Annotated in this window: 10 protein-coding genes; 8 read left to right on the forward strand and 2 right to left on the reverse strand. The window is 51.5% G+C overall.

The window, feature by feature from the left end; all coding sequences use genetic code 11:
* Positions 1-133 precede the first annotated feature (133 nt).
* The gene (locus GWR55_RS16610) at positions 134-3634 is read left to right on the forward strand and encodes a carboxypeptidase regulatory-like domain-containing protein (RefSeq protein ID WP_162403264.1); all 3501 of its coding nucleotides are present in this window, start codon (positions 134-136) and stop codon (positions 3632-3634) included.
* A gap of 1061 nt (positions 3635-4695) precedes the next feature.
* On the opposite strand, the gene GWR55_RS16615 is transcribed toward GWR55_RS16610, so the two are convergent.
* Positions 4696-5517, reverse strand: a complete 822-nt coding sequence (locus tag GWR55_RS16615; RefSeq protein WP_162403265.1) for an IclR family transcriptional regulator — start codon at positions 5515-5517, stop codon at positions 4696-4698.
* 50 nt (positions 5518-5567) lie between these two features.
* Positions 5568-5936 carry a fumarylacetoacetate hydrolase family protein gene (locus GWR55_RS19395; RefSeq protein WP_238398476.1) on the reverse strand — a complete coding sequence of 123 codons (369 nt, stop codon included), beginning with the start codon at positions 5934-5936 and terminating at the stop codon, positions 5568-5570.
* 885 nt (positions 5937-6821) lie between these two features.
* On the opposite strand from GWR55_RS19395, the gene GWR55_RS16625 reads away from it, so the two are divergent.
* The 7 genes from GWR55_RS16625 (at position 6822) to GWR55_RS16655 (ending at position 15795) form a co-directional block, all read left to right on the forward strand.
* Positions 6822-10178, forward strand: coding sequence for a TonB-dependent receptor (locus GWR55_RS16625; RefSeq protein WP_162403266.1), 3357 nt, complete (start codon positions 6822-6824; stop codon positions 10176-10178).
* A gap of 101 nt (positions 10179-10279) precedes the next feature.
* Positions 10280-11587: an MFS transporter gene (locus GWR55_RS16630; RefSeq protein ID WP_162403267.1), complete on the forward strand. Its 1308-nt coding sequence runs from the start codon at positions 10280-10282 to the stop codon at positions 11585-11587.
* A gap of 53 nt (positions 11588-11640) precedes the next feature.
* On the forward strand, positions 11641-12573 hold the full coding sequence (locus GWR55_RS16635) for a cupin domain-containing protein (RefSeq protein WP_238398477.1): 933 nt from the start codon (positions 11641-11643) through the stop codon (positions 12571-12573).
* 40 nt (positions 12574-12613) lie between these two features.
* Positions 12614-13039: a hypothetical protein gene (locus GWR55_RS16640; protein WP_162403268.1), complete on the forward strand. Its 426-nt coding sequence runs from the start codon at positions 12614-12616 to the stop codon at positions 13037-13039.
* A 45-nt stretch (positions 13040-13084) separates the two neighbouring features.
* On the forward strand, positions 13085-14044 hold the full coding sequence (locus tag GWR55_RS16645) for an SMP-30/gluconolactonase/LRE family protein (protein ID WP_238398478.1): 960 nt from the start codon (positions 13085-13087) through the stop codon (positions 14042-14044).
* A gap of 102 nt (positions 14045-14146) precedes the next feature.
* Positions 14147-15238 (forward strand): lactonase family protein, encoded by a 1092-nt coding sequence (locus GWR55_RS16650; protein ID WP_162403270.1) that lies wholly within the window; start codon positions 14147-14149, stop codon positions 15236-15238.
* A gap of 413 nt (positions 15239-15651) precedes the next feature.
* Complete coding sequence (locus tag GWR55_RS16655; protein ID WP_162403271.1) at positions 15652-15795, forward strand: hypothetical protein; 144 nt, start codon at positions 15652-15654, stop codon at positions 15793-15795.
* The last annotated feature ends 170 nt before the right edge of the window (positions 15796-15965 follow it).

Raw genomic sequence — 15965 nt, forward strand, 5'->3', positions numbered from 1 at the left:
TTGTTCGGGCAAGACGATGAGGCATCTTCGCCACGTCTGATCCCGCTGTTTCCTGGTGGTCGCTTTCAATCCTACAGTGACCACCTTCGAAGTATGTCGTATGCAGCTATTCAGATTTTGTGGAGGAATATCGATGCACATTGCGATGAGAAACATTTCGGCAGCGCAGTCAAAGAAGCAATTCCATCCAAAACGAAAGATTAAGCTAATTACCCTTGATTTCCTGGTTTTAGTAAGTCTTGCCTGTAGCACTGCTACGGCAAGCGCGCAGACGTTGTTCGGCTCCATAGTGGGCACAATTACGGACTCTAGCGGAGCCTCCGTTGTAGGTGCAACTGTAACTGCCGTTTCGATACAGACCAACGACACGCGTACGGTCAAGACAAGCAGTACAGGTGTCTTTACGATGGCTACCATGTCTGTGGGAGTTTATAAGGTAACGGTCACAAAGACGGGCTTCCAGTCCTTTACAAATCCATCGGTTGAAATCACTGCGAATAGCGTGTCACGTTTCGATGCGCATCTTGAAATTGGTAACGTCACAGAGACGATAGAGGTGCACACCGGGACGGCTCAACTCCAGACTGATACTGCGGAAGTACGTACAGAAATCAACGCCACAACCTTGCGGGATGTCCCGCAGCCAACGCGAACGTATCAGGGTGTGTTCAATCTCGTCCCGGGTATCGCACCGCCAAGCGGTGCTGGATTTAACCAGGGAACAAACAACCCTTCGAGGTCTCTGAGTTTCTCAGCCAATGGAACAGGTACGACGGGCCCTAATATACGTATCGAAGGCGTAAATGCTACCAACCAATGGCTGCAGCAGTTCACCACTTTTGTGCCCTCAACGGAAGCGATTGAAAGCGTTAACGTGGTGACTAACAGCCCCAACGCCGAACAAGGGCTTTCCGGTGGTCCGGCTGTGACCGTAACTCTCAAGAGCGGGTCGAATGCATTTCACGGATCGGCCTACGCGTTCAATATTAGTTCCTTCGGCATGACACGCGATTTTTTTCAGCCGGCTGGACAGAAGCCACCCCATTTTGTTGACAATAATGTAGGCGTAACAATATCTGGTCCGATTATTCGCAATAAGCTGTTCTATTTCGGCAGCTATGAAGGAGACTTCACTCGCCAGGCTTATAGTGGCCTTGTTTCGGTTCCCACACCCACGATGCTGAGCGGTGACATGTTTTCTGCTGGGGATAATACGAATGGTGTTGTAACGGCAGCTAATCAACTCTATGATCCGTTTAGCGGCGATGCCAATGGGGCCCACAAGACGCCATTTCCGGGGAATGTCATCCCCGCTAGCCGCATCAATCCAATCATCAGAAACCACATCCTCCCTTTTTTAGGTACTGATAGCGTTAATAATCCCAATGCCGGTGCACCTGGAGCAATTCAGAACAACCTCTTTGTAAAGCAAGCCAACATGTACAATCTGCATAAGATCGACAGTAAGTTCGACTATATTGCTACTTCGAAATTGAGAGTTTCTTTCCGGTATAGCAAGCAACCGTATAACTCTCTATTAAATCCGATCTTTGGGACTCCTCTTGGAGGCACAAGTAATAATTGGCCTGCATTTGCCAAGGCTGGAAACGGAAACTATTACGAGCACGGAGCGGTCACGGCTCTCTCCAGTTCTGCAACATATGTCTTTACACCAACCCTGGTTGCTGATTTTACCTTCGGAGAGACGAGCGCACACCAGTATCTGATTCCTCAGTTTGCGGATCAGAAGTATGGCCTCGACGTGCTGGGCATTCCCGGAACGAACCAGGGGGCGCAGGAGTTTCTTACCGGCGGCTTCCCCAATCTCTCAATTGCCAACTATGGAGGAAGTACCGGAGCGGGCACCTTCGGCTATTCCTATCCGCCCATGGAGTATAACGATCCTGTCTTCGAATATGTGGGAAATATTACCAAGACTCACGGTTCTCATAGTATCCGAGCTGGCTTCGATATTGTAAATCTCCACATGAATCACGACGAGATTCGTCAAACTATATTTTACTTTTCGGGCGCGGGCACCACGCAGGCGGCAACCGGTTCAGCACCCGGTCAAGTGCCGAACGCTTACAATGCCGTGGCCGACTTCCTTCTTGGCGCGGTCAACTACAGAAGCACTTGGGTCATGTTCGACGACACTCTCAGGATGTATGCAAGGGACTATGCCCTTTATGTGCGCGATCAATGGCAGATGAATCCTAAGTTGACCATTAACTACGGAGTTCGCTGGGAGTACTATCCAGTCCCAAATAGAGGAAAGCGTGGCATCGAGTACAACAATACGCTGACAGATCCTACCAACAATACCTTGAGGCTTTGCGGGGTTGGGACCCAACACTGCGGAATATCGGTCTCTCCCAAGTTGTTTGCTCCAAGTATAGGTATCGCATACCGGCCCTCTGAGAAGGTGGTAGTTCGGACCGGCTTCTCTTTGTCTCCTCAGCAGAATGAGATGGGCCAGGCGCTTACCCAGAACTTTCCTGCGGAGCAACAATATTCCAGCACGGGAGCAAATTCCTATTCCATAACCAGCAATTTGTCGGACGGGCTACCTATTCTCACGGCTCCGACTTTCAGTTCGGATGGTACTGTTGTTATCCCGCGTGGAACAAGCAATGCAACTACGACAGATCTTAAATTCAGGAGGGGATATGTTGAATCCTGGAATCTGACGGTTGAGAAAGAATTTGGCGGCGACCTTATCGCGAGCCTTGGTTATGTAGGAACCCATGTGGTGAATCAGTTGGGGAATTACAATTTCAATCACGGCACACTCGGAGGTGGTGCGGCCAGTCAGCCACTTAACACGCCTGCACTTGGGATCACGGGCACTGCCAACGTATTTAGGCCGATAGGCAGCGAAAGGTACAACTCTCTTCAAGCGAGCTTGAATAAACGCTTATCGCATGGCCTTACCACCAAGTTGGCCTATACATGGTCGAGAGATATATCGAATAGTTGGGCAAATGGGATCCTGATTCAGGATCCACAATATTACGGCCGCAATAAGGGCGTAGCTAGTTCCGATCGAACGCACAACATCAGCATTACCGCCACATATCAATCGCCATTTGGTAAGAATAAAACATGGTTAACCCAGGGCTTCGGCGGCATGGTGCTCGGTGACTGGGCATTGAGTCCTACATTTACCCATCTTTCGGGAACGCCATATAGCATCGCGGGCAGTAGTGCATCCTGTAACTGTCCAGGTAACACGCAGCGTGCTGATCAGGTGGGGCCCATCACCAAAGTCGGGAGAGGCGTCCTTGGCCAACCCTACTTTAATCCACTGGCGTTTGCCAATGTGACGACTGTCAGATTCGGAAATGCTGCTCCCAACAGTCTGCGTGGTCCGGGGTACACGAATCTGGACGCGTCCCTGACCCGTAGCTTTCATGTATGGGAGCGGATCAATCTTGTAATTAAAGCAGACGCTTTCAACGTGATGAACCATGCTCACTTCGCCAATCCCGGTACGGCCTTGTCGAATCTTAAGCTGAACTCGGACGGATCCGTCAACTCTCTGAATGGGTACGATACGATCACGAGTACCGCCCCACTCGGCCGTACGCTTGACCAGAGGTACTTCCGTTTTGGAGGGCGCATAACCTGGTAGGTGCCCATGAGGTGAACGCTTGGGGCTAAATGTAAAGGGGACGCTGCTCTGCAGAAGCCCCTCCATTTGCTTAGCAGGCAATTCTATACATTGAAGCTACATAAAAGGAGATGAGCTTCGTCCAACGAGCTTCATCTTTTCGTCATTCTGTTTGGCCATTCAAGATTAGAAGTGTAAACGTTTGGCTTTTTTCATCAACGTTCATTTCGAAGGGAGGATCTTCGAACTGACCGGACGATGATATACGTTGGTGAACTTGCGAGAACGGGATCAATTGAAATCAGCCACTGAGCAAGGCCGGGCTTTGAAGACAAGAGTCGCAGCAAGCGAAAAGATTCGCAAGATTTTTTGACTACGGGTGAGACCTGGCCGGAAGCTCGCAGGTTGTTTGAATGTTGACAGAGGGGTACGCGCAAGTCTCCGTCAATAATGGGAAATGGAAGACACGGATTCTTGCACGACTCCGGCACGGGCCGATCACCTGCCGATTAACTTCCAAGGCATCGAAGAAAATGCTCGAGCGAGACGGCCTTGTCGTCCGGAAGAATCTGAGTGGACAAGTGCTTTATGTGGGGTATTTCGCTGTCCGGGCAGGCGATTACGCGGCGTTGCATCTCATCAGCATGTTGCACTTCCCTTCCAGGACGAAAACTTAATTTGAGTTGGACCCCAAATGGAGACGGAATGTTATGGGTATTGATCTCTCACAAGCAGGCTCTACATTTTAAGGCGAAGACGTCTGCAGGAGCTGTCTCCCCGTTATTCCTATGTGGCAGATCGCGAACCAACGCTATTCGGTCTATTGGAAGACGGACGTTTGAAGGCGGCTTGTCCCTGTGCGAATTGCCACGGAGATATGGCCGGCATGGTGCTACCAGAAGCGACGGACAGCCCATCCGCACCGGCGACGAGCGAGGTTACTGTAACATATGACCATCGGTATCGCGATTATGCGACAAAAGAAAGTTTCGTGGGACGAGATCAGAGCAGCTTGGAGTGGGATCAAGCTTATGGAAGGCCACTTCGAAAGTGGTAGGCCGCCAAATCTTGCAGAAGAGATGCTATCGTCGTTTCGACTTCGAACGCGTGCTGACCGCTGTATCCGAAGTACGGTTGCCCAGGAGCCAGGAAATTTCTCTAGCAGATTTGCAAAGCTCCCGGGAAAACATTGGCACACGGTCGTTGGTGAACCGGACCACCGGGGCCGAGATGCTGATTGCCGCCACTACCTCTCCATTGGCCTCAATAATAGGTGCGCCGACACAACGTACTCCGGCGACGGCTTCTTCATCATCGAATGCATAGTGTTGTCGACGAACGACAGCAAGTTGCTTTTTGAGCCGAGCGATATTCTTGATGGTGCCCGTCGCAGTCGACTCAAACTCGACCCGGCTCAAAAGCTCTTCGAGACGAGCTGGGTCGGTGATGGATGCAACCATCGCTTTGCCGAGTGATGTTGTGTAAAAAGGCAGATGCGAGCCGATCTGGGTGACGAGACGAAACGTGTGACCAGTCTCGAGCACATCGATATAGATGACATCTATGCCGTCCAATATAGCCAGGTTAACTGTTTCTCCCGTCAACTTTCGAAGGTTCTCCATAACCGGGCGCGCAAGCTTGGACAACGTCGCTTGAAAGCTGGCGCCGCTTCCCAGACGCGACAACTTGGTACCGACCATGTAGTTGCTGTGTCCGTCCCGAAACAGATAGCCCTCGGATTCAAGATGACTGAGAAATCGGTGGGCAGTGCTTTTATTAATCCCAGTCTCTTCAGCAATCTGGTTCAACTGAAGGCCGTTTGGAACACTATCTAGTAACTCGAGGATCGATAAAACCTTTCGGATGACGCCCACAGGAGGGGATTTCATCTTTCTTTTTGTCATAGTTTTCCGATTCTAAAAATCCAAATTGTTCGAGGTTCGTCAGATATACGTTACGTCACCGGATTTTCAAGTGTACCGATATTGTCGATAGATATGCGAATAATATCTCCCGAGGCCAGAGAGAAGCTATCCGGGGGAACGATTCCAGTTCCGGTCATCAGGAACGCGCCATAGGGAAACGAGTTTTCACGATAGAGATATTCAACCAGCTCTTGAGGATCACGCTTAAGTGAGGAGAGCGAAGTTTCTTCCGAGAACGCCAGTGCGTCGCCACGAAAGATTTCAAGTTTGATCTCGGTATCGGATGGCATGGGATCGGACGACAGAAGAATGCCCGGACCGATGGAGCAGCTTCCGTCATATATTTTTGCCTGAGGCAAATAAAGCGAATTCAGGCCCTCAATGTCGCGCGAACTCATATCGTTGCCGATGGTATAGCCGATGATATTGCCTTTCGGATTTATAACAAGCGTGAGTCAGGTTCCGGTACCGACCATGAGGCGTCGGAACGGATACGAATCGGGGCTCCGGAGCCGATCACCTTATTCCCAGAAGATTTGAAGAAAAGTTTAGGTCGCGGAGCCGTATAGATCCGGTCGTAGAAGTCGCTCCCACCTGCAGCCTTCGATTCTTCTATCCGCGCATCGCGACCTCGATAGTAGGTAACGCCAGCGGCCCCATACTTCCTGACTCTGCACAAGAGGCAGAAGGTCGGCCACATTCAAAGGGCGAGGGGGGCCCGATACAGAATGGCGGAGCCTTTCAGTCAACGCAGGATCGCATAAAAGCTCATCCCAGTTGCTCGACGGCACCAAGAAGAATTGTCCGTATTGCTCAACAAAGACACCCTGAATCGTGCGATGCAGTCTCATAAACTTCCTTTCCGCCAGTAGTTCCTACCGGCAGGGCCTTCGAGTCCCGAACTCTCGGAATGACAGATTCGCCGTAGCCCAGTGAATCCCAGTCATATTATGAGTTGATAATTTCATTAATTGAAATAAGGATTTTTTTTAGCTACTTTGGAAAAAATGCATTATGTCGCTCTTCTTCGTCATATAAAACGCCGTGGTTAGCATGGGAAGCATCATGCGAACTCCTTGGGGAGTTCAAGAGTAATTTGCAAAGCCAAAAAAACAAGCTGATTTTACATATCAAAATTTAGATCACAATCTATAAAAACTTCAACTTTTTATATTGACACGTTCATTTCGTACTGATTAGTGTGTGTGTCGCTTTCGAAGCTCTAGTGATTCAGGTGGTGAGGCGGCTACCTATGAGTTCAGAAGTAAGCGGAGGACGCATTGATGAAGCGAATGACTGCCGAACTCTCCAGGGTGAGAACAAGCGGTATTCTATTGCGGCTATTTCTTGCGTTGGCGATTCTCTTGAGCGCGACGAACACGGCGTTCTGTCAGGTGGAGCGCGCCACAATTACAGGTGTCGTGAACGATAAGGCCGGCGCCAATATTGCTCAGGCAACGGTGAAGGTGGTTGACGAGGGTACTAATCAGGCAATCACCGTAAAGACCGATTCTTCAGGAGCGTATACGGTGGGTAATCTGACTCCTGGAGGCTACACAGTTACGATCTCCAGTCCTGGCTTTGCCCAGCAGGTGATCCGCCATTACACCGTGCAGGTAAGTCAGATCGCGCGCCTCGATGTAACGCTTGATGTGGGAGCAGTGACCGAGAGTGTCGAAGTCAACAGTACTGGGCCAATTCTTAAGAGCGACGACGCTACGGTCAACCAGGTCATCTCGCCGAGTGCAGTTGCCCAACTGCCTCTCAATGGGCGTAATCTTGCGCAGTTAGCGGTGATTGCCCCTGGCGTGACCGGACTGAACTACGCGCCCACGAATACAATCGGATCCGGCACACGTCCTGATGAACTTCGCCCAGGTGGCACGACGATCGAAGCCAATGGTGCTCGGGATAGCGCCAACAAGCTGCTTCTGGACGGTATAGACAACACAGAGATGATCGCCCAGACCCAGATTGTCCGCCCAAGTATCGAGGCGCTGCAGGAGTTCAATGTGATCACCAGCAATGCTGGTGCAGAATACAATCGAGGCGGCGGCGCTATCGTAGTCACCAGTACCAAACAAGGTACGAATTCATTCCACGGCTCTATTTATGAATACATCCGTAACTCCGGCGTGGATGCGAAGAACTACTTTGTGCGTCCAGGTGCTCCTAATCCTCGTTATCAACTGAATGACTTCGGAGAGCGCCTCGGCGGGCCCATCATGAGGAATAAGGCCTTTTTCTTCGTGAACTATGAAGGATACTACGAACGATCTGCGAGCACTCTTCTCAGCACTGTTCCAACGCTGGCGATGCGCAACGGCGATTTCCGCGGGGTCGCACACGTCTATGATCCTACGACTACCGATTCGGTGACACATGCGCGTCAACAATTTTCTTATCAAGGCAACCCCGATGTGATTGATCCAGCCAAAACGGATCCGATCGGTCGTGCGCTGGTGAATGCTTATCCGCTTCCAGACCCCGGCACCGGGTTGACAAACAATCTGACTGTGTACCCCCTGAAGAGAAGCAATGATAATCGTGGTGACGCTCGCGTGGATTACCAGATATCCCCAACCCAGACATTTTTTGCGCGTTACTCGGTCAACGATACGCAAATTCAGATGCCAAATACGCTCAATGACTCAATTGGCGGTAATGAAAACTCTTTTTCTGGGCCGCAGTCTAACCGTGGACAGCAAGGAGTCATTGACTATAACAAGGTGATCAACTCGAGTCTGGTGGGTGACTATCGTTTTGGTTTCACGCGATTCTCGAGTTATCTGCTTCCTTACGTTCTGACGTCTCCCATCTGGTCGACGATTCCCGGCAGGCTCCCGCTTCCGGGATATCAGCCGCTTGGCTCAGATATCGGACCGGTGGCACCCATCATCGCTCCTTCAGGCTACTTTGGTGAGGGCAATTCACGCGGCGAACCACAGATCCGCAGAGAGCACCTCTGGGAGAACATCGCGACGCTGGTCTGGCAGCGTGGGAAGCATAATCTGAAATTTGGTGTGGACATCATGAACTATCGCATTTCTGAAACAGACACTCCCCCGGGCCAGAGTCCGTTCGGCCGGTTTAATTTTGACAGCAACTTTACCAATAATCCGTTGTCGACGGCGGGCACAGGAAATGCTATAGCATCAATGATGCTGGGATATCCGTCGAACACGGCGCGCGATTTTTTCCTTCCTGGAACAGCTCACGTCAATACGAATGAGTACAACGTCTTTGTCTCAGATAACTGGCGCGTGACGCAGAAGCTGACTATCAATGCGGGGCTCCACTATGAGGTAAACTCACCATTCTCCGATAGTAACGATAACTGGGTTAATTTCAATCCCGCGACAGCCAAGGTAGAGATAGCTGGACAGGACGGCGTTTCGCATACGGCGAACTGGAGAACGGACTACTCGTCGATTGGGCCACGCATCGGCATTGCATACACTGCAGATCCGATGACGGTCTTCCGCTTGGGGTATGGGATTTTCTATGATCCTCAGGGAAATCAGGGAACCACTATTCGGCAAGGACGTCAATGGCCATTTGATCTCATCTATTCAACCTCTCCCGGAAGCTTCTTTCCTTCGAACCGTGTTTCGCAAGGTTTTCTTACGCCGGACGACCTAGCACCAATCTTTGCGACTCCTTTCGGTACTCTGAAGGGAATCGATCATAACTTTAAAAATGCTATGACACAGCAGTTCAATTTGAGCATGCAGCGGCAGCTTAGCAGTAGTTCCACATTCACCATTGGGTATGTTGGAGCCTTGACGCATCGGCTTTCGTGGAATCAGCCGATCGACCAGCCAACCCCAGGTCCTGGTACGATCCAGCTCCGCCGTCCTTTCAATACTCAATTCCCGAACGTCACTGCGATTGCCTACTATCAATCTGTCGGCGTGGGCCTCTATAACTCTCTTCAGACCACGTTCCAGCAGCACCTGGCGCGTGGGTTCTTTCTTACGGCAAACTACGTGTGGGCTCACGCAAAAAATGATGCTCCTTACGACGGGGGCGGCAATGGACCTATTCCGCAGGATCCGCATAATCGGGCGGCCGACTATGGGGATTCAGACAATGATATTCGCAGCCGTTTGAACGTGTACGGCTCGTACGAGCTTCCGTTTGGCAAGGGAAGAACGTTCCTAAATAATTCTTCGTCCGTTACGAATGCATTCCTGTCCGGTTGGCGCCTAAACCTTATTGCGGTGGCTCAGTCCAGCCTGCCTTTCACGGTAACGATGAATGGTACTTCCACCAATACGGGAGCATCGAGCAGCAGAGTCAACCGGGTTCCAGGAGCAGCGGTTTATCCCACTAAGCGAACCGTTCCTTTGTGGTTCAACCCAAGAGCTTTTGTAGCGCCTCCGGCCTACCAGTACGGCGCAGAGCCGCGCAATTCTCTGCGGGGGCCACGTGAGACGAACTTCGACATGTCGATGGAAAAACAGACTACCTTCGGACACGAAATGAGTCTGCTCTTTCGCGTGGAGGCCTTCAATGTCTTCAACCATCCGCAGTTCGTAATTCCTGCCGCAGCAATTAATGCCAGCGGCGCGGGAGCAATTACGGCAACGTCGAACTCGGCTCGTCAATTGCAAGGTGCGTTACGGTTCTCTTTCTAGAAAGAGTTCAAAAGGCACAGGATGTTCGACCGTCCGGTAGCACATCCTCCTACGATGGCGATAACAGGGAGCAGAGATTGGTTAAACTCGAACAGCAGGGGATGCCAACCAGAAACCATCGGTTACGCTGGCTGTTGGTTTTCTGGCTCTTTGTTCTCAGCGCGGTCGCATATCTGGACCGCGTGAACATCTCGATTGCAGGGCAGGCGATCGCGAAAGAGTTTCACCTCAACAATGTTCAGCTGGGATGGCTGTTCAGTTCTTTTGTCCTGGGATATGCCTTGTTTCAGGCCCCGGCGGGACGTATAGCGGACAGGGTTGGGGCGCGTACCGTGCTCGGTGTTGCGGTGATCTGGTGGGCTGTCTTTACGAGTGCGATCACATTTGTGTCTCCGGAGATCGGATCCCTGGTCATTGTCCTGATCGGAATACGCTTTTTGCTAGGAATGGGGGAGGCTATTGTTTATCCCGCTTCCAATTGCATGGTTGCTGCATGGATCCCGACAAGCGAACGCGGGATTGCTAATGGGATTATCTTCGCGGGGGTCGGATTCGGAGCCGGATTAGCACCCCCCATCATTACCTACACTCTTCTGCGCTATGGGTGGCGGGCCTCGTTCTGGGTCAGCGCAGTCATCGGCGTCATTGCAGGAGTTGTATGGTTCACGATCGCGCGCGAGACCCCTGAAAAGCATCCGTGGGCTTCGCAGGAGGAGCGGAACTACATCGTCGCGGGCTTGCCGGAGAGCAAATATAGTTTGTCGGCCGCGAAACTGGGCTGGGGAACGATCGTCAGGGATCGCAACGTTCAGGCGTTATCGTTCAGTTATTTCACTTATGGTTATGCGGTCTATATCTTTTTCAGCTGGTTTTTTATTTATCTCAATAACGTTCGCGAACTGGATATGAAAAGAAGTTCCCTCTACACAATGCTTCCTTTTATCGCGATGGCAATCGCATCCCCAGTTGGTGGATGGCTAAGCGATCGGATCACGCGGAGCAAAGGGAAGCGTGCTGGACGGTGTGGACTCGCGGCGATAGCAATGGCGCTGTGCGGAGTCTTTCTGGCGGCCGGAGCTGAAGTGGGCAGCGTAGCCCTTGCAGTCATCGTGCTGGCGGGAGGAGCCGGCGCGTTATATATCTCGCAAAGTTCGTTCTGGTCTGTCAGCGCTGACATCGGAGGGGCTTCGGCAGGATCGGTCTCAGGTGTTATGAACATGGGCTGCCAACTGGGTGGAGCGATTAGCTCCTCCTTGACCCCATGGATCGCGCAGCGCTTCGGATGGGCGACTTCTTTTCTCTTTGCTGCAGCGCTCGCTTTGGCTGGCGGAGCCGCGTGGCTGCTGGTGAATGCCGATGGGCAGCCTCGCATAAAGGAGAGGGTTTTGAGTCAGTTGGAGCAGGTTTGAATGAGCAGTTCTATGTCGCGTGGTTTATGAGTGGACTGAAAAGGAGAAGGGACATGTCTGGAGATATCGGTCGTAGTTGTTTGGCGGCGTTCTTTGCACTTCCTCTGCTGGCGGCCGCGTCAATGGTGGGGCAGCAACAGGCAGCCTCTACACCGGGTGACATCGAACACCGTATTGCACGCGGTGATAGTACCAAATACAGCCATTTGAAAGCGGTACACGATGGTGCAGGTTCCATGGACTTTCGTGTCATGTTGGGGACTGATGCTGTAGAGCCGAACCTGATTTTCTTTCATCGCGGGGTCATCATGCCCCACAGCGGAATCGGCCAACACTTTCACAATAAGTGCGAGGAGATGTTCGTTATTCTCGATGGTGAAGCGCAGTTCACCATCGATGGCCGCACCTCGCTAATTAAAGGGCCCGCAGGCGTTCCTGACCGGCTAGGACACTCCCACGGTATTTACAATCCAACGGACCAACCGCTTCAATGGCTCAACATTAATGTGGGCCTGAACAAGGTCTACGACACCTTTAATCTGGGCGATTCTCTGGAGCATCAGCATCTTGATTCTGTTCCGCAGTTTGTAAGCTTTCGTCTGGACAGAAGCTTGCTGAAACCTGTGAACGCGATGGATGGTGGCTCAGGCACAGTGCGATATCGTCGGGCGCTGCAACCCACCGTTTTCTTTACAACATGGTCCTACATCGATCATCTTCTGATCCCACCGGGGGCATCTGTTGGGACGCGTTCATTGCCGGATTTCGCCGAGGTCTATTACGTAGTCGGTGGAGAGGGTTCAGTTTCGCTCGGCTCCGAGAAGGCACAGATTCGCAAAGACGATGTGGTCCCTGTACGGCTGAACGAGGCTCGTTCTATTCAGAATACTGGGAGCACTCCGCTGGAGTTTCTTATCGTTGGCGTGGCGAAAGACATGGCGGCTAAAGACGCATTGATGGCACGTCCTCCGGCAAGACCGCGCTAATGATTCGCACGCACAACGACAGATTAGAGGGATTGCAGAGATGAAACGTCGATTACCGCTGAAGTCCACGGCAATATCCGGTGCAAATCCGCTGAGGGCAATGACAGGAGCGTTTACCGCATCACAGGAACTTGCTCCAGGCAAAGGCCCCATCGTCCTCTATTGTGATCTGGCTGTCGATCCGACACGTGAGCAAGAGATGCTCCATTACTTCCGCAAAGAGTTCCGACCGGCTGCGCAGAAATTTAATGGCTATATCGATGTCAAGATGCTGAAATTCCGCAAGGTCGTTCAGGGCGGCCCAGCTCCCGCAAGCAGTATCAACTATCGTTTCCAGCTTACTTACGAGAGCGAAGAGAAGCGCCAGGAGTGGATCGCGTCCGAAGTACATCAACGAGTGTGGTCACTCGTTGAAGATACAGTCGTCAACAAAAGCTATCTCGTGCTCCTGACCGATAGCGTGTAGTCAGGTTCAAAAATGTTTACGACTTTTTATGTTATGGAGATATTTATGCAGAGAAGGGCTTCGGCAAATTCGGCGGTGACGCAGGGGATCAGCATTCTCCGCAACGATCCTGCTTTTGATGATGTGATTGCACCAGGGACGGTGATTGAAAAAGTTGCGAGCGGCTTTCAGTTTACCGAAGGGCCTCTTTGGCGCCAAGGACGCTTATGGTTCTCAGATCTTGTTGGTAATCGCATGTACGCTGTCACTCCTGATGGCAAGGTGGATCTACTGATCGAACACTCTGGTGGGCTCCAAAATATCGCGCCTAACTCATTCAAGGGGTCGAATGCGATGGTAGCTGATAGAGACGGTGGTGTCCTGATGTGTCAACATGGAGTCCGCCGAATTGTCCGCCTCGACAAAAATCTTCACCAAACGATATTCCTCGATCGATGGGAGGGAAAGCGTTTCAACAGCCCCAATGATATAGTTTTTGCTCCCGATGGAGCACTCTGGTTTACCGATCCGCCTTTCGGCCTGGATAAGCAGGACGAGGACTCCGCAAAGGAAATACCGTTCAACGGGGTATACAGGTATGCGGATGGCAAGTTGACGGCTGCGATCAAAGACCTGACTAATCCGAACGGAATCGGTTTTTCTCCAGACGGCAAATTCCTTTATGTGGCCAATTCAGGTCCGAAGATGTTTGTTAATAAATACGAAGTAAAGAGCGCCGGAACCTTGGGCAGGCCTTCCACTTTGATCTCTTATCCCGATCAACCGAACAATGAGGTTCCCGACGGTCTTAAGGTGGATTCTTCAGGCAACATATGGACAAGCGGGCCTGGGGGTATTCGCATAGTCACGCCGAGAGGCAAAGTGCTTGGGCAGATCAAACTGCCCGAAGTTGCAGCGAACCTCGCCTGGGCCGAGGACGGATATACGCTTTATATCACCGCAAGTAGCAGTATCTATCGCTTGAAGGTGTCTATCGCTGGCCAGATGCCGCTTTTTTCACGCTAAAGTGCGACAAGGAAGGAAAGGATAATGGCTCAATGGACTCGACGCAATTTTATTTCTGCTTCTGCGGCCACTCTCGCGATGGATAGATTCTCTTCAGCAACGATGATGAGAGCGGCTAAGAAACGGATTGGAAACTGGATCTACGTTGGATCGACAGCGGTCGGTGAGGGCGAAGGAATTCATGTCGGAGAATGGGACGCCTCGGATGGAACGATCGGCAACCTTCGACTCGCTTACGCGTGTATCCAACCCAGCTTTCAGGTAACAGCTCATACACCGAGTGGAAAATTGTTACTCTCCGGCCACCAGCCGCAGCAGGATAAAGCTGCCTTGAGTTCATTTCGAGTGATGCCGAATGGCAACCTGACGCTGATCAATACAGTGGAACTTGAGGATCAACCAGAGAGCTTTATTCAGATCGTGCTGGATAAGACTCACCGTGCGCTTGTATCAGCGAGTTATCGTACCAGCAAAGTCAGATCGTTTAAAGTGAGTGCCGATGGCCACCTCTCAGATGCAGTTTCTGAGTTCACTTTGAGAGGCTCCGGGCCGAATGTGCGACGCCAGACTACGGCTCATGCTCACGGCGCGGTAGTCTCGCCGGACAACAGGTTCGCGTTGGTAAATGATCTTGGCTCAGACAAGATCATGGTCTATAAGCTGGATCCTGCTACAGCAAAGCTCACTCCGAATGATCCACCCTTTTATCAAGCGAAGCCGGGATCTGGCCCAAGGCATACGACCTTTCACCCGAGTGGACGATGGGCATATTCCATCAATGAACTGGACTCCACGATCACGACGATGTCATGGAATGCGAGGACAGGTGTACTAACTTCTACTGGCAGCACGCCGACCACCGAACCAGGAGTTGATATCTCAAGAAATCGTGCGGGAGAGGTGATCTTTGACAGTGCTGGCAAATTTCTTTACGGCTGCAACCGTGGCGCTGCCGAAGAGATCCTGGTCTATAAAGTGAGCAGCGACGGCCAGCTTTCTCTTGTGAGTCGAACTCCGCTGGGAGGAAAAGAAGCTCGCCACTACGCAATCTCTCCGGATGGTGGCTATCTGGTCGTGGCAGAACAGGCGACGAACTTCGCAAGCGTCTTCAGGCGTGATCAGGTCTCCGGTGCTCTGACGCCGACAGGCAAGAAGTATCCGGTGAATAAAGCGTCCTCCATCTCATTTGCATAGCTCGAATAATTTTCGTTCTTCAAAAAGAGAAGAATCTGTGAAAGCGAGATTTGTTTAAGTCTCTTACTGGTGCGGAGCTCGTTGGAATGGCGAACCCGCTCATTAGGCTGGAGTCCCAGGTTGCGCAGACCATACTCGGTATAACGAGTATTTCAAACAGATACGCGAAATCTGGGTGGCTCCTATTGCGATCGGCGAGCTGTTAACAATCCGCTCGAGTGACGTCCTTCCATCGAAGGACGTCTGATTGATTACATTCGCTGCCATCTTTCCCAGGCCGTAGGCCTTACTCTGGTGCAAAAGATGCCAATCCTTGCGGAAAATTTCGGCGCGAAAACCGTTATAACTTCGAAATTCAGGAATACACTCCGTTCGGCGAACGTACCCGACAGATCTTCTATGACTGTCTGCGCGTGAAGGATGACTATCTTTGGGCCAATGAAGCCGGATGGCGGGTCGAGATCGACGAGAAAGAAGCGGCCAAAGCCCCATCTACTCCCGGGCGGCTGAATCTTAATGGCGGATGGGTGAAGTTCGGCGTCTCGATGCAACAGTGATCAAGCAATAGTGCCGGGGGGTGACAGTCACGTAAAAAGGCAGAGGGAAAAAAATATGTTTCAAATAATAAAACGACTACACCATATAGTGAATTTCTGATTGACAGAGATTCGAGGAATTGATGTATTGTTGTCTTGCTTTTTCAAGGCCGACTGCTCAACAGGCGAGG

It is taken from the genome of Edaphobacter sp. 12200R-103, assembly GCF_010093025.1.
GTDB lineage: Bacteria > Acidobacteriota > Terriglobia > Terriglobales > Acidobacteriaceae > Edaphobacter.

Coding starts and splice junctions, on each gene's coding strand:
- GWR55_RS16625 (WP_162403266.1), top strand. CDS start 6,822: ATGAAGCGAATGACTGCCGAACTCTCCAGGGTGAGAACAAGCGGTATT.
- GWR55_RS16630 (WP_162403267.1), top strand. CDS start 10,280: ATGCCAACCAGAAACCATCGGTTACGCTGGCTGTTGGTTTTCTGGCTC.
- GWR55_RS19395 (WP_238398476.1), bottom strand. CDS start 5,936: ATGAGTTCGCGCGACATTGAGGGCCTGAATTCGCTTTATTTGCCTCAG.
- GWR55_RS16610 (WP_162403264.1), top strand. CDS start 134: ATGCACATTGCGATGAGAAACATTTCGGCAGCGCAGTCAAAGAAGCAA.
- GWR55_RS16615 (WP_162403265.1), bottom strand. CDS start 5,517: ATGACAAAAAGAAAGATGAAATCCCCTCCTGTGGGCGTCATCCGAAAG.
- GWR55_RS16640 (WP_162403268.1), top strand. CDS start 12,614: ATGAAACGTCGATTACCGCTGAAGTCCACGGCAATATCCGGTGCAAAT.
- GWR55_RS16635 (WP_238398477.1), top strand. CDS start 11,641: ATGTCTGGAGATATCGGTCGTAGTTGTTTGGCGGCGTTCTTTGCACTT.
- GWR55_RS16650 (WP_162403270.1), top strand. CDS start 14,147: ATGATGAGAGCGGCTAAGAAACGGATTGGAAACTGGATCTACGTTGGA.
- GWR55_RS16645 (WP_238398478.1), top strand. CDS start 13,085: ATGCAGAGAAGGGCTTCGGCAAATTCGGCGGTGACGCAGGGGATCAGC.